Annotated in this window: 16 protein-coding genes and 1 tRNA gene; 6 read left to right on the forward strand and 11 right to left on the reverse strand. The window is 71.0% G+C overall.

Going from position 1 to position 22,186, the window contains the following annotated elements; genetic code table 11:
* Positions 1–61 precede the first annotated feature (61 nt).
* From AB0L95_RS05820 to AB0L95_RS05840, 5 genes are all read right to left on the reverse strand, one after another.
* On the reverse strand, positions 62–655 hold the full coding sequence (locus AB0L95_RS05820; protein WP_365157462.1) for a 50S ribosomal protein L25/general stress protein Ctc: 594 nt from the start codon (positions 653–655) through the stop codon (positions 62–64).
* 246 nt (positions 656–901) lie between these two features.
* Positions 902–1,876, reverse strand: a complete 975-nt coding sequence (locus AB0L95_RS05825; RefSeq protein ID WP_365157464.1) for a ribose-phosphate diphosphokinase — start codon at positions 1,874–1,876, stop codon at positions 902–904.
* A 144-nt stretch (positions 1,877–2,020) separates the two neighbouring features.
* Positions 2,021–3,466, reverse strand: a complete 1,446-nt coding sequence (glmU, locus tag AB0L95_RS05830) for a bifunctional UDP-N-acetylglucosamine diphosphorylase/glucosamine-1-phosphate N-acetyltransferase GlmU (protein ID WP_365157467.1) — start codon at positions 3,464–3,466, stop codon at positions 2,021–2,023.
* Positions 3,467–3,588: 122 nt separating this feature from the next.
* A tRNA-Gln gene (locus AB0L95_RS05835) sits at positions 3,589–3,664 on the reverse strand.
* 14 nt (positions 3,665–3,678) lie between these two features.
* Positions 3,679–4,539 (reverse strand): hypothetical protein, encoded by an 861-nt coding sequence (locus AB0L95_RS05840; RefSeq protein WP_365157469.1) that lies wholly within the window; start codon positions 4,537–4,539, stop codon positions 3,679–3,681.
* A gap of 166 nt (positions 4,540–4,705) precedes the next feature.
* Between AB0L95_RS05840 and AB0L95_RS05845 the strand changes: the two genes are divergently transcribed.
* Positions 4,706–6,025, forward strand: coding sequence for a histidine kinase (locus AB0L95_RS05845; RefSeq protein WP_365157472.1), 1,320 nt, complete (start codon positions 4,706–4,708; stop codon positions 6,023–6,025).
* A gap of 46 nt (positions 6,026–6,071) precedes the next feature.
* Here AB0L95_RS05845 and AB0L95_RS05850 read toward each other — a convergent pair whose 3' ends face one another.
* Entirely contained in the window at positions 6,072–6,566 is a 495-nt protein-coding gene (locus AB0L95_RS05850; protein ID WP_365157475.1) for an SUKH-3 domain-containing protein, read from the reverse strand.
* Between the two features lie 78 nt (positions 6,567–6,644).
* Positions 6,645–7,145, reverse strand: a complete 501-nt coding sequence (locus AB0L95_RS05855; protein WP_365157478.1) for a YwqJ-related putative deaminase — start codon at positions 7,143–7,145, stop codon at positions 6,645–6,647.
* Between the two features lie 264 nt (positions 7,146–7,409).
* Here AB0L95_RS05855 and AB0L95_RS05860 point away from each other — a divergent pair, with 264 nt between their 5' ends.
* The 3 genes from AB0L95_RS05860 (at position 7,410) to AB0L95_RS05870 (ending at position 12,139) form a co-directional block, all read left to right on the forward strand.
* On the forward strand, positions 7,410–8,438 hold the full coding sequence (locus AB0L95_RS05860; RefSeq protein ID WP_365157480.1) for an SMI1/KNR4 family protein: 1,029 nt from the start codon (positions 7,410–7,412) through the stop codon (positions 8,436–8,438).
* Between the two features lie 9 nt (positions 8,439–8,447).
* Positions 8,448–10,946, forward strand: a complete 2,499-nt coding sequence (locus AB0L95_RS05865; RefSeq protein ID WP_365157483.1) for an SUKH-4 family immunity protein — start codon at positions 8,448–8,450, stop codon at positions 10,944–10,946.
* 308 nt (positions 10,947–11,254) lie between these two features.
* Positions 11,255–12,139 (forward strand): cellulose-binding protein, encoded by an 885-nt coding sequence (locus AB0L95_RS05870; protein ID WP_365157486.1) that lies wholly within the window; start codon positions 11,255–11,257, stop codon positions 12,137–12,139.
* Positions 12,140–12,217: 78 nt separating this feature from the next.
* On the opposite strand, the gene AB0L95_RS05875 is transcribed toward AB0L95_RS05870, so the two are convergent.
* The 4 genes from AB0L95_RS05875 to AB0L95_RS05890 form a co-directional block, all read right to left on the reverse strand.
* Entirely contained in the window at positions 12,218–13,798 is a 1,581-nt protein-coding gene (locus AB0L95_RS05875; protein WP_365157780.1) for a cation acetate symporter, read from the reverse strand.
* Between the two features lie 80 nt (positions 13,799–13,878).
* On the reverse strand, positions 13,879–14,322 hold the full coding sequence (locus tag AB0L95_RS05880; RefSeq protein ID WP_365157488.1) for a DUF485 domain-containing protein: 444 nt from the start codon (positions 14,320–14,322) through the stop codon (positions 13,879–13,881).
* A 210-nt stretch (positions 14,323–14,532) separates the two neighbouring features.
* Positions 14,533–16,575 carry a ricin-type beta-trefoil lectin domain protein gene (locus tag AB0L95_RS05885; protein WP_365157491.1) on the reverse strand — a complete coding sequence of 681 codons (2,043 nt, stop codon included), beginning with the start codon at positions 16,573–16,575 and terminating at the stop codon, positions 14,533–14,535.
* 152 nt (positions 16,576–16,727) lie between these two features.
* On the reverse strand, positions 16,728–18,224 hold the full coding sequence (locus AB0L95_RS05890; protein ID WP_365157494.1) for an MFS transporter: 1,497 nt from the start codon (positions 18,222–18,224) through the stop codon (positions 16,728–16,730).
* Positions 18,225–18,682: 458 nt separating this feature from the next.
* Here AB0L95_RS05890 and AB0L95_RS05895 point away from each other — a divergent pair, with 458 nt between their 5' ends.
* The gene (locus tag AB0L95_RS05895; RefSeq protein WP_365157497.1) at positions 18,683–19,471 is read left to right on the forward strand and encodes an ABC transporter ATP-binding protein; all 789 of its coding nucleotides are present in this window, start codon (positions 18,683–18,685) and stop codon (positions 19,469–19,471) included.
* On the forward strand, positions 19,468–22,047 hold the full coding sequence (locus tag AB0L95_RS05900) for an FtsX-like permease family protein (protein ID WP_365157499.1): 2,580 nt from the start codon (positions 19,468–19,470) through the stop codon (positions 22,045–22,047). Before AB0L95_RS05895 ends, AB0L95_RS05900 begins: the two co-directional genes overlap by 4 nt.
* The last annotated feature ends 139 nt before the right edge of the window (positions 22,048–22,186 follow it).

The following is a 22,186-nucleotide window of genomic DNA, read 5'->3' on the forward strand; positions in this document are numbered from 1 at the left end:
GATACGCGCCAGCCGCTGCCCCTCCCGGGAACAGCGGCTGACAAAACGATGACGGTGAGGATCAGGCCTCGGCGGCCTCTTCGCCCTCGGCACCCTCAGCCGGCGCCTCCTCGGCCTGCGCGGCCAGGACCTGCAGCACGACGGCGTCGCCGTCGACGGCCAGCGTCACACCGCTCGGGAGGGGGATGTCCTTGGCGTGGACCGAGGCACCGGCCTCCAGGCCCTCCACCGAGACGGTGAACGCCTCGGGGATGTGCGTGGCCTCGGCCTCGACCGGCAGCGCGTTCAGGACGTGCTCCAGGAGGTTGCCACCCGCGGCCAGCTCGCCCTCGGTGTGAACCGGGATCTCGACGGTGACCTTCTCGCCGCGCTTCACCAGCAGCAGGTCGACGTGCTCCAGGAAGCCACGCAGCGGGTCACGCTGCACGGCCTTCGGGATGGCCAGCTCGTTGGTCTTGCCCTCGATGTCCAGCGAGATCAGGACGTTCGGCGTACGCAGCGCGAGCAGCAGCTCGTGGCCCGGCAGCGTCAGGTGCAGCGGCTCCGTACCGTGGCCGTACAGCACACCCGGAACCTTGTTCTCACGACGGACACGACGCGCGGCACCCTTGCCGAACTCGGTGCGCATCTGGGCGGCGATCTTCACCTCGGACATTTTCACTCCTCGTAGTAATCAACGAACGTTGGGGGTCCCCCCTGCTCCTTGGAGCTCGGGGGAGGTCACCCGGCCACGAACGGCCTGCTACGAAGAGCGCGTCGATAACGGACCGCCGTACTCCATGAGTACGGCCTCCCTCGCCGAGCAACTCGAGCAGTCTACTCGGAGGGGGAGGCCGCGCCCAAAAGGATCACCGTCCGGCCGCATCACCGGCCGGACGGCATCACCATCAGTCGAGCAGAATCACTGCTCGTCGAACAGGCTCGTCACCGAGCCGTCCTCGAACACCTCGCGCACCGCGCTCGCGATCGTCGGCGCGATCGACAGCACCGTGATCTTGTCCAGCTCCAGCTCACCCGGCGTCGGCAGCGTGTTCGTGAACACGAACTCGCTCACCTTCGAGTTCTTCAGCCGGTCCGCCGCCGGACCCGACAGCACACCGTGCGTGGCCGTCACGATGACGTCCTCCGCGCCATGCGCGAACAGCGCGTCCGCGGCCGCGCAGATCGTGCCACCCGTGTCGATCATGTCGTCGACCAGGACACAGATACGGCCCTTCACATCACCGACGACCTCGTGCACCGTCACCTGGTTCGCCACGTCCTTGTCGCGCCGCTTGTGCACGATCGCCAGCGGCGCACCCAGACGGTCGCACCAGCGGTCGGCGACTCGCACCCGGCCCGCGTCCGGCGACACCACGGTCAGCTTGTTCCGGTCCACCTTCTGGCCCACGTAGTCCGCCAGCAGCGGCAGCGCGAACAGATGGTCCACCGGGCCGTCGAAGAAGCCCTGGATCTGGTCCGTGTGCAGATCCACCGTGAGGATGCGGTCCGCACCGGCCGTCTTCATCAGGTCCGCGACCAGACGCGCCGAGATCGGTTCACGTCCCCGGTGCTTCTTGTCCTGCCGCGCGTAACCGTAGAAGGGCACGATCACCGTGATGGAACGAGCCGACGCCCGCTTCAACGCGTCGATCATGATCAGCTGCTCCATGACCCACTTGTTGATCGGCGCCGTGTGGCTCTGGATCAGGAAGCAGTCGGCACCACGCGCCGACTCCTCGTAGCGGACGTAGATCTCACCGTTCGCGAAGTCGAAGGCCTTCGTCGGGACGACCCCGACACCCAGCTGGTGGGCGACCTCCTCGGCAAGCTCGGGGTGGGCGCGGCCGGAGAAGAACATCAACTTCTTCTTGCCGGTCGTCTTGATCCCGGTCACAGCACTGTCTCCTCAGAGGTGTTCTCAGCTCGGTGCGAGAGGCCTTGCGCAGCCGCGTCCGCGGGATGCGAGCGGCTGTCCCGGCTGGTGGGGTAAGGGTGTGCACCTATCACGGTACGCCGTGTCAGACGCACCTGTTTCCACTCAGTCTTCGCCATCCGGCTCCCGGGACGCCGCCTCGGCCGCCTTCGCGGCCGCGCTCCCCGGACGCTTACGGGCCACCCAGCCCTCGATATTCCGCTGCTGGCCGCGGGCCACGGCCAGCGAACCGGGGGGCACATCCTTCGTGATCACGGACCCGGCGGCGGTGTACGCACCGTCCCCGACCGTGACAGGAGCCACAAACATGTTGTCCGAACCCGTACGGCAGTGAGACCCCACCGTCGTGTGGTGTTTGTCCTGTCCGTCATAGTTCACGAAGACACTGGCGGCACCGATGTTCGTGTACTCGCCGATCGTCGCGTCCCCCACATACGACAGATGCGGCACCTTCGTGCCCTCGCCGATCGAGGCGTTCTTGGTCTCCACATACGTGCCGACCTTCGACTTCAGCCCCAGGCGCGTGCCCGGACGGAGATACGCGTACGGCCCCACCGACGCCTGCGGCCCCACGACCGCGCCGTCGGAGACGGTGTTGTCCACCCGCGCCCCCGCGCCCACCCGGGTGTCCTTCAGCCGCGAGTTGGGACCGACCTCGGCCCCCTCGCCGATGTGCGTGGCCCCGGTCAGCTGCGTCCCCGGCTGCACCACCGCGTCCTGCTCGAAGGTGACCGTCACATCGATCCAGGTGGTCGCCGGATCCACGACCGTGACGCCCGCCAGCATCGCCTCGGTCAGCAGCCGGCTGTTGAGGATGCGGCGGGCCTCCCCCAGCTGCACCCGGTTGTTGATACCGGCGATCTCCCGGTGGTCGCCCGCGACGGACGCGCCGACCCGGTGCCCGGCCGACCGCAGGATGCCGAGGACGTCGGTCAGGTACTCCTCGCCCTGGCTGTTGTCCGTCCTGACCTGCTTCAGGGCCTCGGCGAGGAGCTGCCCGTCGAAAGCGAAGACACCGGAGTTGATCTCACGGATCGCGCGTTGGGTGTCGGAGGCGTCCTTGTGCTCGACGATGGCGGTGACGGCACCGGAGCCGTCCCGGACGATACGGCCGTAGCCGGTGGCGTCGGGAACCTCCGCGGTGAGCACCGTGACGGCGTTGCCGTCCTCCTGGTGGGTGCCGGCCAGGCGCCGGAGCGTCTCGCCGGTGAGCAGCGGGGTGTCTCCGCACACGACGACCACGGTCCCGTCGACGGAACCGCCCAGCTCCTCCAGGGCCATCCGGACGGCGTGGCCGGTGCCGTTCTGCTCCGCCTGGACCGCGGTGCGCACGCCGGGGTCGATCTCGGCGAGATGGGCGCCGACCTTCTCCCGGGCGTGGCCCACGACGACGACGAGGTTCTCGGGCTCCAACTCGCGCGCGGCGGCGAGTACATGCCCGACGAGGGAACGGCCGCAGATGTCGTGCAGGACCTTGGGTGTGGCCGACTTCATACGGGTGCCCTCACCCGCTGCGAGAACGACGACGGCGGCCGGGCGGATGGCGCTCACGGGATGCCCTTCGGCTTCATGGGGTGGGGTGGACATCCGCAGGATACCGGGGTGTTCCTGGGGGGACATGAGAGCGGGCCCTGACGGTGCTGTCAGGGCCCGAACCTGGGTCTTGTGTGCTGTGGCTCCCCCGCAAGGATTCGAACCTTGTCCTGCTGGTACCAAAAACCAGTGTGCTGCCAGTTACACCACGGGGGACAGCGATTCAGACCTTACCGGAGACGTGCCTGGGCTTGGGCCACGATTCCCTCCCACCAGCCCTCGATGCGGTTGTACAGATGGGCGCTCCTTGCCACGTGGATGACCAGGCAGCCGTGGTAGTCGTCGCCGGTGTTCTTCCGGACTGTCTTCGGGTTGTGTTTCTTGAGCGTCGGCTTCGCGAAGACCGATACGTCGACGTCGGCGATGTCGGCCCAGTAGCGCTGCGCGGCCTCCACGTCGGCGGATTCGTGGATGAGTACTCGGAAGCCCAGACGTTCCCGGTCGACCTCGAGCAGGTCGAGCCATGCGAGGTAGGTCTGGATCACCCCCGGGTCGCTGTTGACGAAGGCGACCCGCTCGCGCCGGTCGTAGGGTTTGCTCTTCGATCCCTCGGCCCAGTACAGAGCGATCCCTGCCATGAACAGTTCGCGGTCCGTCAGTGTCCCGATATCGCCACCCGCCGCGAGTTTGATCTTCGTGCGCTCTTCGTTCTCCGTGGCGCGGCGCCGTGCCAGCCCCTCGCGCATGAGTGCCTGTTGCTCTTCCGGCGTGTAGCGCGGCTCGGGCCTCGGCAGGTCCCGTACCCACGGTGAGACCGAGCTTCGCGAGCAGCCCGGCTCTGCCTCGATCCGGTCGTACGTCCAGCCCTGGAGTCGTAGTTCCCTCGCCCTCGCGCGCAGGTCGTCCTTGGCGTTCGGGCGCTTCGTCCGGGCCGGTGGGGGCTCGCCCTTCACCAGTTGGTTGAGGATGTCGTTGTTGAAGATGTTCAGCTCGTCGCGGATCTGCCGAAGGCTGTGGCCGGACCGGCGCAGTGCCACCGCCCGCTCCCGTAACCCCTCGAAGTCCGCGTACTTGCCCTGTGCGTGTGCCATGGGCACAACCTCGGACGGAATCCGGCCTTCCAGGGTCGAACAGTGTGCGATTCAGCAGTTCGAGGGATTCCGGATGGTTTCGCTTCTGTTCGATTACGGAGTGTGGTGTGACGCGGCCGTGGAAACTCACCGGAAAACCCCCGCTGCGCGCCCGTAGGCTGGAGCCATGACCACGACGGGGGAAGTCCGCGCGGGGGCCGAGGAGGGCCCCTGGTGGTGGGGGCGGTGGCGTAGTGCCGTGCTCGACATCTCGCTCGCCGCACTGTCGGCCATGGAGTGCGCGATCGAGGGGATCCAGTTCTCGCAGGACGCCGGTCTGTTCGTCCCCGTGGGGATGGTGTTCGGGCTGTTCGCCGGCCTCACCCTGCTGCTGCGGCGCCGCTGGCCGGTCGCCGTCGTCCTCGTGTCCGTCGCGATCACGCCCGCCCAGATGGGGTTTCTGATGGGCGTGGTCGGGCTGTACACCCTGGCGGCCTCGGAGCTGCCCCGGCGGATCACCGCCGCCCTCACGGGCATGTCGTTCGTGGGGATGTTCATCGTGACGTATGTGCGGGCGCATCAGGGGGTGGTCCGGGGCGATCTGTCGATCGCCGGCGGGTTCATCCCTTTTCTGTCCGTCACCACGGCGCTCGGTATGACGGCTCCGCCGGTGCTGCTCGGGCTGTACATCGGTGCCCGGCGCCGGCTGATGGAGAGCCTGCGGGAGCGGGCCGACTCGCTGGAGCGGGAGCTGATGCTGCTCGCGGAGCGGGCGGAGGAGCGGGCCGAGTGGGCGCGGAACGAGGAGCGGACCCGGATCGCCCGGGAGATGCATGACGTCGTGGCGCACCGGGTGAGTCTGATGGTCGTACATGCGGCCGCGTTGCAGGCCGTGGCCCGGAAGGATCCCGAGAAGGCGGTGAGGAACGCCGCGCTGGTCGGGGACATGGGGCGGCAGGCGCTGACCGAGTTGCGGGAGATGCTCGGGGTGCTGCGGACGGGGGAGGGTGCCGTGGCGCGGCCTGCTCCGTCCGCGGTGCCGTTGGCGGCCGTGGGGGTGGCGGCCGCTGCGGCGGCGTCGCGGGTGGCCGAGGAGTCCTCCGAGGGGCCGTGCCTGGCCGAGTTGGAGGAGCTGGTCGGGCAGTCGGCCGCGGCCGGGATGGTCGTGAACCTGTCGGTGGAGGGCGAGGTGCGGTCGTACGCGCCGACGGTCGAGCAGACCGCGTACCGGGTGGTGCAGGAGGCGCTGACCAACGTGCACAAGCATGCGGCGGGTGCGAAGACGCATGTGCGGCTCGCGCACCGTACGGCGGAGATCGCGATGCAGGTGGAGAACGAGCCGCCGCCGGAGCCGGGGTCGGCTCGGGCCGTGCGGCTGCCCAGCGGGGGCAATGGCCTGGTGGGCATGAAGGAGCGGGTCAGCGCGCTGGGCGGGGTGTTCGTGTCGGGGCCGACGGACGCGGGCGGGTTCCGGGTGTCGGCGGTGATTCCGGCCCAGGCGGCGTAGCGGGGTGTCGTGGGGCCGGTCGCGTGTCGTCGTACGGCTTGTGTCGTCACCCGGCGGTGAGGCGTACCGGCTCGATGCCGGTCAGCAGGGTGGCGAGGCCGTGGTCGATGTCGGGGCCCGCGTACCAGTCGCCGGTGTGGTCGAGGGAGTAGACGCGGCCCTCGGTGTCGATGGCGAGCAGGGCGCGGCTGTCGGACTCCTCGCCGAGGGGGCAGACCTGGGTGTCGAGGGCGCGGCCGAGGTCGCCGAGGGTGCGGGCCATGTGGAGGCCGTGCAGGGGGTCGAGGTGGAGGGTGGCCGGGGCGAGCTGGCGGCCGGGTCCCTGTGCGGTGATGTGGAGGCCGCCGAATTCGGCCCATGCTTCGACGGCCGCGGGGAACACCGTGTGCCGGTGGCCCGCGGGTGAGGTGTGGCCGCGCAGGGTGTCGGCCCAGAGTTCGGCCTGTTTTATGTTCCAGCGGCCCGGTTGCCAGCCGGCGGTGCGCAGTGCTGCGTCCACGGGGACGGGGAAACGTGTGCTTGAGGAGCGGTCGGCGTGCATCTGCCCTTCGTTCGTCGAGTGCCGTGGACCGGCGCGTGCGCCGTCGTGCGGTGTGCAGTGGTTCCAGGCCGGGGAGTGTCAGTTCTGCGCCGTGGGATCGACGATGCGTACGCCGAAGTGGTTGCTGAGGGCGGTGCAGGCGCGACACGGCGCGGCGAAGCTGCCGTGCAGCGGGTCGCCGTCCTCGCGGATGCGGCGGGCGGTGAGTTTGGCCTGTTTGAGGACCTTGCGGGCCTCGCCGTTGGTCATCGGTTTGCGGGAGGCGCGTTTGCTGCGGGTGGCGTCGGCGGCGGTGATGTGGCGGGAGATGAGGATCGCCTCGGCGCACCGTCCGGTGAAGCGGTCGCGCTGGCCGCTGGTGAGGCTGTCGAGGAAGTCCTGGACGAGCGGGTGCAGGGCGGGGGGCTGGTCGCCGCGTGCGGCGGTGCCGGTGAGGGTGGCGCCGCGGACGGAGAGGGCGGCGGCGACGGTCGGGAGTATGCCGTCGCGGCGGTGAAGCAGGGTGGGGGCGGGGGCGGCCTCGGCGGAGCTCCAGCCGATGCGTGGGTCGCCTGACGTGTCTGTTTGTGTCGCGTTCATGATCTTTTTCCCTCCCCTTGCATCCCCCCGGCGGGAACACAGACTGCCAAATGCCGTGCCGGGTGCGGAAGCTGGGGCACCACGACACGCCAGGGCTTCGGCGTACGGTCACGGCCGGGTGACGGCTGGTCACGGTACCGGCGGGCGGTCGGCGGGGGTGGCTCCGGCGGCCCGGTGACCGGTGTCGTCGTACCGCATAGGCTGTCGACGTCCGTGAAGACACCGCCGTACAGGCCAGACAGATCGCCGCAGGGGGCAACCGTCATGACGACAGGTCGGCTCGGGCTGGGGGTACCTCCCGGCAGCCAGGCCGGGGGACGCGCCGCACCGCCCAACGCGGCCTACGCGGGGCAGGTCGTGCACTTTCCGGACCCGGTCCGGGCTGCTCGTCATCCGAGGGGGGTGCGGATGGACGCGTACGGCTATCCCGACTTCTCGCCCTACGCCCGTGCCGTCGCGGAGATCGCGGACCCTCCGGAGGGTTTCGGCGTCGACGAGTTGCGGCTGACCGACTATGTGTCGGCGAACGCAGCGCTGGCGCTGTCCGGGCATGAGTTGTGGGACGCGACTTCGGCGGTGGCGACGCCGCACGGCTGGACGTGGCATCACGTCCGCGGGTCGCGTCGGCTGGAGTTGGTTCCGGTCGAGGTGAAGGCGTTGCTGCGGCACCACGGCGGGATCGCGACGGCGGCCGTCGACCAGGGCAAGCGGGGGACGCGGCCGTTGCAGGAGAAGCGTCCGGCGCACTTCGGGCTGCCGAAGTCCGCGGTGGCGGTGACCGAGCAGCAGGTCCAGGGTGTCGAGGAGGATCTGGGCTATCGGCTGCCGGGCGCGTACCGGTCGTTCCTGAAAGCGGCGGGTGGTTGCGCGCCGGTGGGCGCGGCGCTGGACGTGGAGTTGGGGCTGCTGGTCGACCAGCCGTTCCTGACGGTGCGCGACGAGGCGGCGGTCAACGACCTGGTGTATGTGAACAAGTGTCTGCGGGACCATCTGACGAAGGACTACCTGGGCGTCGGTTTCGTGCAGGGTGGTCTGCTGGCCGTGAAGGTGAAAGGTGACCGGATCGGTTCGGTCTGGTTCTGTGCGTACGACGACGCGCGTGACGTGGATGCGTCGTGGACGCCTGCCGAGCGGGTGGAGCGGCTGTTGCTGCCGTGCGGTGACGACTTCGACGCCTTCCTGTCCCGGCTCGCCGGTCGTCCGCCGGAGTTGGAGACTGTGGCGAATCTGATGGTGGACGGCGGGTTCGCGCGTGCGGTGCCGGTGGCGTCGGCGTCCGAGACGGGGGAGTGAGTTCGGGCGATGGTGACGTTCGCTCAGGCGCAGGATCGCGCGGAGGAGTGGATCAACGGGGACGTCCCGTCGTACCAGCATCGCGAGGTGCTGGTGCGGGAGTTCGGGCTCGGTTTCGTGGTGTGGGCGGAGGACCGGGCCGAGGGGCCGCGGTCGGACGGGGGCGCGCAGCGGATCGTCATCGCGCGGGACAGCGGTGAGGCGACGCTGTGGCCGGGTCTGCCGGTGGGGGAGGTGATCCGCCGTTACGAGGAGGAGTACGGGACGCAGGAGACGGCGGCGCAGCCGGCGCCGGCGCCGGAGGCCCGGTCGGATCTGAACCAGACGTCGTTCCTGCTGACCCCGCCGGAGTGGGGCGAGGAGGCGGACCGGAGGGGGACTCCGGAGCAGCGACAGGGCGGCGGGGGGCCGACGGGGGCGGATGCTTCCGCGCCTGCGCCTGCGCCTGCGTCTGTGCCGGGGGCTGCGGCGTCTACGGCCTCTGGTGCCGCTGCCGCTGCGGGTGCGGGTGCGCGGGACGTCTCCGGTACGTCGGGAGGCGCTGGGAGCGCGGGTCCGGCGTCCGCGGCGTCGTGGCCCGCGGCCGGGGGCGGTGACGAGGTCCGGGACGCGGTGCCGGTCGCGTCCGAGGGGGTGACTCCGTGGGCGGGGACCGACATCAGCGCCGAGGCGGGCGAGGACGGTTCGGTGCCGCTGCCGGAGACCGTGTTCGCGCCTCAGCTGAGCGACGCCGACAGGGGTACGACGCCGGTCGCGCCACCTGCGCCGCCCGGGTCGGCCGCCTCGGTCGCGGCGGCCTCGAAGACGCCGGCGCCTCCGGGTGCGCCGGGGGCGCCGGGGGTGCCTGCGGCTTCGGGGGTGCCGGGGGTGCCGGGGGTGCCTACGGCTTCGGGTGTGCCGCAGGGTCCGCCTCCGCCGCCCGGGTCTGCTCCGGTCGGTGGGCCGCAGCCTCCGGGTGTGCCGCAGCCGCCGTTCGGTCCGGCCGCCCCCGGGCCGCGGCGGGCGCCGAACGCCGATGACATCGCGGACGCCGCTACCAGCAAGGCGGCGCCGCCGCGGGTCGCGCGCGCTGGTGGTGCGCCGCACGCGCCGGGGGCGCCGGGGGCGCGGCCCGGTGCCACGCCTCCGCCGCCGGGCGCTCCCGTGGGCGGTTACGCGCCCACACAAGTTGTCTCGCAGTTCCCGGACGGTCCGGGCGCGCCTCCGGCCGCGGGCGCGCCGAACCCGTCGGCCGGTACGCCCGGTGGTGCGGACCACGCGGCCACGATGCTCGCGGGTCCGCCCGTCGGTCCGGGGGTGCCGCCGGGCGTCCCGAACCCGCCGGGCGCGCCCAACCCTTCCGGTGCCCCTGCCGCGCCCGCCCCCGGTGCCGTGCACCACGCCGAGACCATGCTGGCCGGGCGTCCCGCGGGTGGCCCGGGTGCACCCCCGCCGCCGCCCCCGGGGGGTCCGGGCGTGCCGCCGGGGGCTCCGCAGCCGGTGCCGGGGCAGCCGGTGCCCGGGCAGCAGCCCTCGTACGGCTATCCGCAGAGCGGGCCGACCGTCGGCCCCGGCTACCAGGCCGTGCTGCGCTACCGCGCGCAGGACGGTTCGGAGCAGCAGCTGATCCGGCGTTCGGCGCCGGGCACCCCGCACCCGGAGTGGCAGATCTTCCATGAGCTGCGCGCCATGAACGTGCCGTCGGGCCAGGTGCTGGAACTGCACACGGAGCTGGAGTCGTGCGAGCTGCCGGGTGCCTACTGTGCGCGGATGATCCGGGAGAACTGGCCGCAGGCCAGGATCGCGAGCATCGCCCCGTACGGCACCGACCATGCCTCGCGTCAGCAGGGTATGCAGCAACTGCTCGCGCACCAGGGTGAGTTGCACCAGGTCGCGGACGGTCCGGCGCGCCCGGGTCCGGTGCGTGCGCCGCTGCCGCCCGTGCAGCCCGCGCCGCCGATCCCGCCGGAGGGCATCGCGCAGGAGCTGGCCGCCGCCTTCGGGCCGGGGATCTTCCGGTTCGAGCCGGCCGCGGTCTCCCGGCAGGGTGTGCCGCCGATCGTGGCGCAGCTTCTGATGGTGGCGGGGCTGCCGCTGGACATGGGTCCGTTCTTCTGGGCGCAGTCCCAGCCGGGGCGGCCGATGCCGACGCTGGCCGAGCTGGCGCAGGAGCGCGGGTTGCCGCCGGCCTCGGACGCGGGCTCGTATCTCGTGCTGGGCAGCGACTTCGGCAAGGCGATCTGTGTGCAGTACGGCACGGCGAACATCGTCGCGGTGCCTGTGGAGGCCGGGCCGGGTGGTGGTCCCGTACCGCCGCAGTATGTGAACACGGGGCTGCCGGAGTTCGTGCGCTGTCTGGCGCTGCTCGGTCGGATGTGGCGGCTGAGGTACGGGCTCAACCAGGAGCAGGCGGGCCGTTGGACGGTCGACTTCCAGGCGCAGTTGGCGGCTCTCGATCCGGCGGCGCTCGGTTCTCCGGACAGCTGGTGGTCGGTGCTGCTGGAGCAGATGTGGGACGGTCTGCTGTGACGGCTTGCTGCTGACGTTCCGTCAAGGGCCGGGCCCGGTCGCACTCTTTCGTGCGACCGGGCCCGGCCTTTTCCGTGTCGGTGGACACGGGGCGGTGGCGCAGATGATGCGCTGTGCGGGCACCGTGGCGTGCGACGGCGTGCGGGGTCCTCGGTGTGACGGTGCGCGCGATGCCCCGCGTGCGCCTCCCGGCCTGTCCCTGTCCATTGCCTATGTGCGGAGTGTCGTGTTATGAACACTTCCGTCTGATCCACAAGGATGTGCGCGAATCGTCGCTTCGTGTGGGTCAGGTGGAGAGGGGTTCCACGATGAGCAGCGCATCGGGGTCGCCGCACGGCTTTGTGTCCGTGCGGCGCGGCTACCGTCCCGACCAGGTCGACGCGTATACCGCGGCCCTCTCGCGGGAGCGTGACGACGCCTGGGAGCGGGCCGCCCGGCTGACCGTGCTGGCCAAGGACATGGAGGCCGGACTGGCGCGGCTGCGCGAGACGGTGGGGCAGTTGCCCGCGCAGACCTATGAGGCGCTCGGCGACGGGGCCCGGCGGGTGTTCGGCCTGGTGCAGGAGGAGGCCGAGGCGGTACGGGAGGGTGCCCGGCAGGACACGGTCCGCCGGGTCACGGAGGCGGAGGAGTCCGGGCGGCGGGTGCGCCTGGCCGCGCAGGCGTACGCCGACGAGGTCCGAGGCGAGGCCGAGGAGCTGATCCGTACCCGGCTGCTGGCGGCGCGGGCCGAGGCCGACGACGTACGGGTCGCGGCGCGGCGCGAGGTCAAGGAGGGGCGCGCGCAGGCGCTGGCGGTGCTGCGGGAGGTGCGACAGCGTACCGAGGCCCTGCTTGTCGAGCAGGAGCGGGAGCAGGCCGAGCGGTGGGAGGGCGAGGAGCGCGCGGAGGCGGAACGGCTCGCGGAGCTCCAGGAGTGGGAGGAGGGGCGGGTGGCGCAGGCGGAGGCCGCTCTGGCGGAGGCGGAGCGAGCGCTCGCCGAGGCCGGGGAGTCGTCCCGGCGGGTGCAGGGGGACGCTCAGGCGCGCGCGGCGGAGCTGGTCGCCGAGGCGCGGCTGCGGGAGGACCGGATCGCGCGGGAGACGGAGCGGGTGCTGCGGGAGCATGGCGAGATGTGGGACTGCGTGCAGGCGCAGATGGACCATGTGCGCAACAGTCTCGCCATGCTGACGGGCCGGGCGGCGGCGGAATAGGTCCCTGCGGGGCCGGCGAAGTAGGTGCCTGCGGGGCCGGCGGAGCAGGAGGGCCCCGCAGGGGACCGTCTGTGCGGGTCAGCCGCTTCTGCGGGTCGCCCCGGCCAGGATCCAGCCCTCCACCGCCTCGTACTGGCGGCGCTGCTCGGCGGCCTGGCGGCGGCCGGAGGCGATCGTGCCCAGCCAGCCGTAGGCGAAGCCCAGCGGGATGGAGACCAGCCCGGTGGTGGTGAAGGGGAACCAGTTGAAGTCGGCGTCGGGGAAGAAGGCGGTCGGCGAGCCGGAGACCAGATTGGTGCCGGTCATCAGGAGCAGCACCGTCAGTGTGCCGCCGATCAGCGTCCACAGCAGCCCGGTCCGGGTGTAGCGGCGCCAGAAGAGCCCGTACACGAGGGCCGGTGCGAGCGCGGACGCGCCGATGCAGAAGGAGAGCATCACCAGCGGCTGCAGTCCGCGGTACTGGACGAGGGTGGCGAGCAGGATCGCCGGGGCGCCCACCGCCAGCGCCGACAGACGGGCCAGGGCCATCTCGCGGCGTGGCGGCATCTCCTGTACCCGGGCCGCGAACACGTCGTGCGCCAGGGAGTTGGCGCAGGCGAGGATCATCCCGGCGACGGAGGCGAGCAGGGTCAGGAAGATCGCCGTGGCCACCGCGGTGAACAGCACGGTCCCCGCGGTGGACACGGTCGTGCCGAACGCGGCCCGGCTGCCCAGCAGATAGGCGGTGTTGCCCTGGGGGTCGGCCGCCATGATGGTCTCGCGTCCGACCAGGGCGGTCGCGCCGAACCCGACCACCGCGATGACCGGGACGAACAGGGTCACCGAGGGCACCGCCCAGGACAGCGAACGGCGCACCTGCCGGGCGCTGTTCGCGGTGTACATCCGCATGGTGATGTGCGGTAGGCAGGCGCCGCCGAGCACAACCGTCAGCTCCGAGCTGATCATGTCGAGGCGGGGGGCCGGACCGCCCGCGAACTCCAGGCCCGAGTGCAGAAAGGCGTGGCCGGCCCCGCTGTTGCCGGCGGCGGCCGTGAGCAGCGCGCCCGGGTCCCAGTCGAAGCGCCGCAGGATCAGCGCGGCGACGGCGATGCCGGTGCCGAGCAGCATCACGATCTTCAGGATCTGGATGAGGGCGGTGCCCTTCATGCCGCCGATCGCCGCGTAACTGATCATCAGGGCGCCGAGGCCGATGATGCAGCCGGTCTTCAGGGAGTCGCCGGAGAATCCGAGGAGGAAGGCGAGCAGGTTGCCGGTGCCGGCGAGCTGGACGAGCATCATCGGCAGCAGCGCGGCGAGGGTCACGCCGCAGGCGGCCATCCGTACCGCCCGGCCCGGCATGCGCCGTGCCAGCACGTCGCCCATGGTGAACCGGCCCGCGTTGCGCAGGGGTTCGGCCAGCAGGAACATCAGCAGCATCAGCGACAGGGCCGTGCTCAGGGCGAGGACGACACCGTCGTAGCCGGTGAGGGCGATGATCCCGCCGGTGCCGAGGACAGTCGCGGCGGAGATGTAGTCCCCGGCGATGGCGAGGCCGTTGCGCATCGGGGACAGGGAGTTGTAGCCGGTGTAGAACTCGTCGAGGTCGTCGCGGTCGGGTCCGGTCATCACGCACAGCAGCAGCGTGATCGTGGCGATGGCGGTGAACGCCACCAGCGACATGGTCTGCGCGGAGTCGCTGAATCCGGTGAATCCGACGGCCGGGCCCGCCGCGTTCGTGGTGCCGAGCGCGTGCGCGGCCGTCATCGCGCGTTCTCCCGCCTGGCGTCCAGGGCCGCCTGTCGGCGGATGCGATCGGCGATCGGGTCGACGGAGTGGCGTGCGGTGTACTCGTAGAGGCCGATCGCGAGGCAGGTGACGGGGACCTGGAACAGGCCCAGCAGCAGGCCCGTGGTCAGACCGCCGGAGACAGGGGTGGCCATGAAGGACGGGGCGAACGCGGACAGGATCAGGAACAGCGTGAAGTAGCCGAGCGCGGTGAGGGTGGCCACGCGCCGCTGCCGGCGGTAGGCGGTGCGCAGCACCCTCAGGTCGCTGTGGTGCCCGAGGGGCGGGTGGGTCGGCGGCCGCCGCCGCGCCTGCGGGGCGGGCTGCGGCTGCCAGGGGTAGGTGGGATACGGCGGTGCGGAGTGGTGCGGCGGAGGGTGCTCGGGGTACGAGTGTGGCGACCAGAATGCGTCGGGCATCCCGTTTCTCCTTGCGTGGCTCGGGTCCGTGGCGGCGGACCGCAGGGAGCGGTGGGCGGCGACGCACGCTACTCGCGGCGATCGGGGGCGCGCAGGGTTTTCACCGAACTGACCGGTAGGTATGCGCTTACTGCGCTGACCTGCGGTCTTACCCGCGTTTACTCCAATTCTGAACGGCCCCCGATGCCGGTCGGGTTGTCGGTCGCGGGCCTACGGCACCGTCCACCTCTGGTTGTCGCCGCCGTTGCAGGACCACAGGACGAGGTTCGTCCCCTCGGACGTGGCCGCGTCGTAGGCGTCCAGGCACAGGCCCGCATGGACGTTGGTGATCGTGCCCTCGGAGTTGACGGTCCACTTCTGGTTGTCCTGGCCGTTGCAGTCCCAGATGACGACCTTCGTGCCGTTGGTCGTACCGAGGTTGTAGGCGTCCAGGCACTTGGTGCCGTACACCACCAGTTCCTTGCGGGAGGTGTGGGTCCAGAACTGGTTCTGGCCGCCGTTGCAGTCCCAGAGTTCGGCCTGGGTGCCGTTGGTGATGGTGTTGTTGTGGACGTCGGCGCAGCGGCCGGACTGCTTGCCGATGAGCAGGGAGCCGTTCGTGCCGGGGATCGGGCTGACGGCGATCGTGCCCAGCGTGGGCGGTGAACTGCCGGACAGGGTAAGCGTGTTGACGCCCCCCTTGGAGAGGGCGACCTGGACGGAGACGGTGCGCGAGGCGGCGCCGGTGGGCGGGAAGGAGACGGTCGTGGAGGTCTGCCCGTTCACCTGGAGGGTCGCCGCGCGGGCGGTGGAGTCGGGGTTGGTGTAGGCGATGTCGACGACGTTCAGACCGGTGCTCGAGGCGCTCACGCCGGTGTAGTGACCGGTGGAGGCGGCACTGTAGCCGGTGCTGCCCGCCTCGGTGCCATCGCTGACCCTGAGCATGACCGAGCCGCCCGCCGGCACGGCGGCGGTGTAGCTCGTCGCGTACGAGCCCAGGTCCCTCTGCGCCCACAGGTCGCGGACGGTCGCGGAGGCGCCGGTGAGGCCGAGGTCGGACCAGCGGACGGTGATGTTCTGGGCGGAGGAGGTGCGGTTGAGCAGGACGACCGCGCGGTTGCCGGTGCCGGCGAGGACCTTGCCGTAGACCTGGAGCCCCGTGGTGTCCTCGGCGACCTTGACGCCCTGGAGGCCGCGCGGGTCCTGGTCGACGGCGACGACGTCGGAGTTCTTGAGGACGGCGGCCGTCTCGGCGGTCATGGTGGTGAGGTCGTTGCCGGCCAGCAGCGGGGCGCCGGAGATCGCCCAGAGGGCCATGTGGGTGCGGTTCTGGGCGGCGGTGAGGCCGGACATGCCGACCATCAGCATGTCGGGGTCGTTGTAGTAGCCCGTGTGCTGGGAGGCCGGGTGCAGGGCCTGGTCGAAGTTGGACAGCATGGTCGTCTGTGACGGCGCGTTGCCGTAGTAGACGATGTCCGTGCTGGTCCGCCACATCGGGGCGAGGCCCGGCGCCCAGTTCCAGGGGTTCTGGTCGCCCCAGTTGCAGATCGACAGGGCGAGCGGGCGCCCGGTGGTGGCGGCTGCGGTGCCGGCGGCGGAGCTGATCGACCTGTAGGTCGTCTCCGCGTCCAGACCTTCGGCGTCCCCGCCGCACCAGTCGACCTTCACGAAGTCGAAGCCCCACCGGGAGAACTGGAGCATGTCCTGGTCGTAGTGGCCCTCGCTGCCGGTGTTCGGGGCGGCGGGGCGGCCGGTCGGGTAGTAGTAGCCGCAGCCGTTCCTGCCGGCGTCGGTGTAGATGCCTGCCTTGAGCCCCTTGCTGTGGATGTAGTCGGCGATGGCGCGCATGCCGCCGGGCCACTCGCCGGTGTCGACGGTGATGTTGCCGCCGCTGTCACGGGTGCCCTGCCACCAGCCCTCGTCGATGTCGACGTACCGGTATCCGGCGGCGGGGAGGCCCTCCGCGACGAATGCGTCGACCTGCTGCTTGATGACGCTGTAGTCGATCTTCGCGGCGAAGCTGTTCCAGGAGGCCCAGCCCATCGGGGCGGTGGGTACGGATGTCTGGCCGACCGCGGCGGTCGTCGTGGCGGTCGTGGTCGATGTGGCCGTCGTGGTCGCCCGGACCGGTCCGGGCTGGGTGAACAGGAGGGCGGCCGTCGCGGTCAGGGCGAGGGCGAGGACGCGTACGGTGGTGGCTCCGCACCGGCGCAGGAGGCTGCGGTGGCGAGGTGGGGATGGGGGTGGGGGCGGGGGTGGGGGTGGGGGAAACATACGACTCCTTGTTTGTGCGGGATGTCGAACAAGGATCGGTGAATCGAACGTTGGGCGGCGCTGAAGGTAGAGCCGGGGGAAGGTGAAGTCAACAGGTGTGACAGGAGCGGGAGTTGGTGCTGTCTGCAGGTCGGGCCCGGAGCGGGCGCGGCTCAGTCCTTGAGGACCGGGAAGCTGCGCGGCGCCACGAACAGCAGCACCAGGAACGCCAGCGCCGCCGCGCACGACGCGCCCAGATACACCGCGTGGACCGCGTCCGCGACCGCCCGGCGCGTCGTCTCCGGGACGGTGCCCGAGTCCAGGCCCCGGGTGACCGCGTCCAGATCGCCCGCGCCTCCCAGACGTGCGGCCAGCACACCGTTGGCGATCGCGCCGAACACCGCCGCCCCGACGGTCTGACCGGTCTGCCGGCAGAAGAGGACGGACGCGGTCGTCGTACCGCGCTCCGCCCAGCCCACCGTCGACTGCACGCCGACGATGAGCGGGAGCTGGAACAGGCCCAGCGCGCCGCCCAGCAGCAGCATCAGCAGGGTCGGCTGCCACGCCTGGCCCGGGTACGGCAGGAACGGGAACGCCAGCAGGATCAGCGTCGCCGTGCCGATGCCGAGCACAGCCGTGTTGCGGAAGCCGATGCGCCGGTACACATGCTGGCTGAGCGCCGCCGACACCGGCCAGCTCAACGTCCATACGGACAGCACGAATCCGGCGGCGACGGGCGCCAGTCCGAGGACCGCCTGCGCGTACGTCGGCAGAAAGACCGTGGGTGCCACCATCAGCAGGCCCAGCGCGCCGAGGGCGAGGTTGACCGCGGCGATCGTGCGGCGGCGCCACACCCACCCCGGGATGATCGGCTCGGCGGCCCGGCGTTCGATCACCACGACGAGCGCGGCGAGCGCGAGACCCGCACCGAACAGGGCGAGTGAGGGCGCCGACAGCCACGGCCAGGCGACCCCGCCCTGCACCAGGGCGGTGAGCAGGACACCGCCGCAGGCGAACACCGCCAGCGCGCCCGCCCAGTCGACGCGCGGGCGGGAGCCGGTGGCGCGGCGGCCGGGTTCGTGGAGGTGGCGGACGAGCAGCCACAGGGCGACCGAGCCGATGGGCAGGTTGACGAGGAAGATCCACCGCCAGTCCACGTACGCGGCGAGGATCCCGCCGAGCGCCGGGCCCGCGATCGCGGACACCGCCCACACCGTGGACAGCTTGGCCTGGATCTTCGGGCGTTCCTTCAGCGGGTACAGGTCGGCGGCGAGGGTCTGGACCGTGCCCTGGAGCGCGCCGCCGCCCAGGCCCTGCACGATACGGAAGGCGATCAGCGCCCCCATGTTCCAGGCGAGCGCGCACAGCAGCGAGCCGAGCAGGAAGACGAAGGCGCCCGCGACCAGCACCGGTTTGCGGCCGAAGGTGTCGGAGAGCTTGCCGTAGACGGGCAGCGTCACCGTCACGGCCAGCAGATATCCCGAGAACAGCCAGGAGAAGACGGAGAAGCCGCCTAGGTCGCCGACGATCTGCGGGACGGCCGTCGACACGATCGTCGAGTCGAGCGCGGCGAGCGCCATCGCCAGCATCAGGGCCGCGACCACGGCACCGCGCCGGTCGGCCCCGACGCTCCGTGCGGTGTCGCGCAGCGCGGGCTTCGTGCTGTCCACCGGTGCCCCCCTTGTCTGTTGTCCCCCGCACGCAAGCTTCTCACTTGACCCTGACGCGGCGGGAGGGTGGAAGCTCGGTCCGCCGGAGGGTGGACCCAACCCTGAGAAGGGCTCCACCCGTCGGTGGACAGCCCTTAGGGGTACCTCCGTACAAGGGCTCGGGGAGGGTTCGTCCCGGCGGAGGACGAGAGAGCGGGCGGGTCGTCCTTAACCTGGCTTTACGCCGCTGGGGAGCGGCCGGGACGGACGGGGGTCGTGCCGGCCGTAGCGGAGGGGGTGGGGTTTTCCCCAGTGGAAGACGGGGCCGGGCACCAGCGCGGCCCCGCCCCCTCCGCCGCCAGACTGATCGACGTAGCCGGTCATTCACTCACCGGGCGCGGTTGTGCGCGTCCCGTCCCATGCCACCACCCGACGCGACACCGCGCGTCTCATTCGCTGATCGACAGAGGAGATATGTCATGACAACGGCCGTAACCATTCCCAGGCACGGGGGTACTGGAGGGCGTACGGCCGTTGCGGCGCGAGCGCGACAGGTCGTCAAGGCGTACGGCACCGGGGAGACCCGGGTCGTCGCCCTCGACCACGTCGACGTGGACATCGCCCGCGGCCAGTTCACCGCGATCATGGGACCCTCCGGGTCCGGCAAGTCCACGCTGATGCACTGCCTCGCCGGCCTGGACACCGTGACGGGCGGTCAGATCTACCTCGACGAGACCGAGATAACCGGCCTGAAGGACAAGAAGCTCACGCAGCTGCGCCGGGACCGGATCGGCTTCATCTTCCAGGCGTTCAACCTGCTGCCGACGCTGAACGCGCTCGAGAACATCACGCTGCCCATGGACATCGCGGGCCGCAGGCCCGACCGCGCCTGGCTGGACCGGGTCGTGGAGACCGTCGGCCTGGCGGGCCGCCTCAAGCACCGGCCCGCCCAGCTCTCCGGCGGCCAGCAGCAGCGTGTCGCCGTGGCCCGGGCACTGGCCGCCCGCCCCGAGATCATCTTCGGTGACGAGCCCACCGGGAACCTGGACTCGCGGGCCGGCGCGGAGGTACTGGGCTTCCTGCGCCGCTCGGTCGACGAACTGGGCCAGACCATCGTGATGGTCACGCACGACCCGGTCGCCGCGTCCTACGCCGACCGGGTGCTGTATCTGGCCGACGGCCGGATCGTCGACGAGATGCACCAGCCCACCGCGGACCAGGTCCTGGACCGCATGAAGGACTTCGACGCCCGGGGGCGTACGTCATGACCGTGCTGAAGACCTCTCTGCGCAACTTCCTCGCGCACAAGGGACGCATGGCCCTGTCAGCCGTCGCGGTCCTGCTGTCGGTGGCGTTCGTCTGCGGCACGCTCGTCTTCACCGACACGATGAACACGACGTTCGACAAACTCTTCCAGGCGACCGCGTCCGACGTCACGGTCAGCGGGAAGGGCGCCTCGGACACCGGCGAGACCCGCTCCGGCAACGGCAAGCCCCCCGTCCTGCCCGCCTCCGTGCTCGGTGAGGTGCGCGGCATCACCGGCGTGAAGTCGGCGGAGGGCACGGTCTTCTCGACCTCGGTGACCGTCGTCGACGCGGACAAGCACAGCCTGTCGCCCACCAGCGGCGCGCCCACCATCGTGGGCAGCTGGAACCGCAACGACGCCCGCACCATGAAGATCACCTCCGGTGCGGCACCGCGCGGCTCCGGTCAGGTGATGGTCGACGAGGACACCGCCGACAAGCACCATCTGAGGCTCGGTGACGAGATCGGCGTGATCAGCGCGGTCGGCACCCACACCGCGAAGATCTCGGGCATCGCCGCGTTCACCGTCACCAACCCCGGTGCCGCGATCTTCTACGAGGACACCAGGACCGCCCAGCAGACCCTGGTCGGCAGGACCGGCGTCTACACGAACGTCAATGTCACCGCCGCCTCCGGCGTGAGCGACGCACAGCTGAAGCGGAACGTGGTGGCCCGGCTCGGCGGCGGCTACAAGGTGCAGACCGCCAAGGAGGTCGCCGACGCCAACCAGAAGAGCATCGCGGGCTTCCTGAACGTGATGAAGTACGCGATGCTCGGCTTCGCCGGGATCGCCTTCCTCGTCGGCATCTTCCTGATCATCAACACCTTCTCCATGCTGGTCGCCCAACGCACCCGCGAGATCGGCCTGATGCGGGCCATCGGCTCCTCGCGCCGGCAGGTCAACCGCTCCGTCCTGGTGGAGGCCCTGCTGCTCGGTGTGTTCGGGTCGGTGCTCGGCGTCGGCGCGGGCATCGGCATCGCGGTCGGTCTGATGAAGCTCATGGGGTCGATGGGCATGCATCTGTCCACCGACGACCTGACGGTCGCCTGGACGACGCCGGTGGTCGGCCTCGTCCTGGGCGTCCTGGTCACGATCCTGGCCGCGTATGTGCCGGCCCGGCGTGCCGGGAAGGTCTCCCCGATGGCCGCGCTGCGCGACGCGGGCGCTCCTGCGGACGCGAAGGCCGGCCGGGTGCGGGCCGCGCTCGGAGTGGTCCTCACCGGTGCCGGCGGTGCTGCCCTGTATCTGGCCGCCGCGGACGACCGGGCCAAGGACGGCTCGCTGTGGCTCGGCCTCGGTGTGGTCCTCTCGCTCATCGGCTTCGTCGTCGTCGGCCCGCTGCTCGCGGGCGGCGTGGTCCGGGCGCTGGCCGCGATCCTTCTGCGGGTCTTCGGACCCGTCGGACGCATGGCCGAGCGCAACGCCCTGCGCAATCCGCGCCGCACCGGCGCGACGGGCGCCGCGCTGATGATCGGTCTCGCACTGGTCGCCTGTCTGTCGGTGGTGGGCTCCTCGATGGTGGCCTCGGCCACGGACCAGCTCGACAAGACGGTCGGCACCGACTTCATCGTGCAGTCCGACAGCGGCCAGCTGATCACCTCGCAGGCGGTGCGGGCGGTGAAGTCGACGCCGGGCCTGAAGCGGGTCACCGAGTACAGGCTGCTGGACGTCTCGCTGACCACCCCCGACGGGCGTACGACCGCGAAGGAAACGGTCAACGCCGCCGACCCGACATACGCCCAGGACCTGCGGACCAAGACGGTCGCCGGCAACCTCGCGGACGCCTACCGGCCCGAGTCGATGTCCGTCTTCGAGGGCTTCGCCAAGAAGCACGGCATCCGGCTCGGCTCGAAGGTCACGGTCGCCTTCGAGGCCGGCAGGACGGCCCGGCTGACCGTCCGTGCGATCACCAGCGACGACGCGGTGATCGACAAGGGCGCGATGTATGTGTCGACCGCGACGGCGGCGAAGTACGTGCCGGCCGACAGGATGCCGCTCGACGCGCTGGTCTTCGCCTCGGCCAAGGACGGGCAGCAGGCCGCCGCGTACAAGTCGCTGAAGTCGGCGCTGCACGACTATCCGCAGTACACGGTCCGTGACCAGACCGACTACAAGAAGGCGCTGAAGGACCAGATCGGCCAGCTGCTGAACATGATCTACGGCCTGCTGGCCCTCGCGATCATCGTCGCGGTCCTGGGCGTGGTGAACACGCTGGCACTGTCGGTGGTGGAGCGCACGCGGGAGATCGGCCTGATGCGCGCGATCGGCCTCTCACGCCGCCAGCTGCGCCGGATGATCCGCCTGGAGTCGGTGGTGATCGCCCTCTTCGGCGCCCTGCTGGGCCTGGGGCTGGGCATGGGCTGGGGCGCGACGGCCCAGAAGCTCCTCGCCCTGCAGGGGCTGACCGTCCTGGAGATCCCGTGGTCCACGATCATCACGGTGTTCATCGGTTCGGCGTTCGTGGGCCTGCTCGCGGCCCTGGTCCCGGCATTCCGGGCGGGCCGGATGAACATACTGAACGCGATCGCCACGGAGTAGCCCGGCGCCACGGGGGCAGGGGGGTGTGCGTCGACGGGCCGGGGTATTCCCCGGCCCGTTCCGCATGGTGGGGGCGCCACTCGGGTCACTCCCGCTGCTCGCCCTTACGGGCAGTCGGTTGTCTACAGCCCCGGCATCG

The organism is Streptomyces sp. NPDC052036, from assembly GCF_040680495.1.
Classification (GTDB): Bacteria; Actinomycetota; Actinomycetes; order Streptomycetales; family Streptomycetaceae; genus Streptomyces.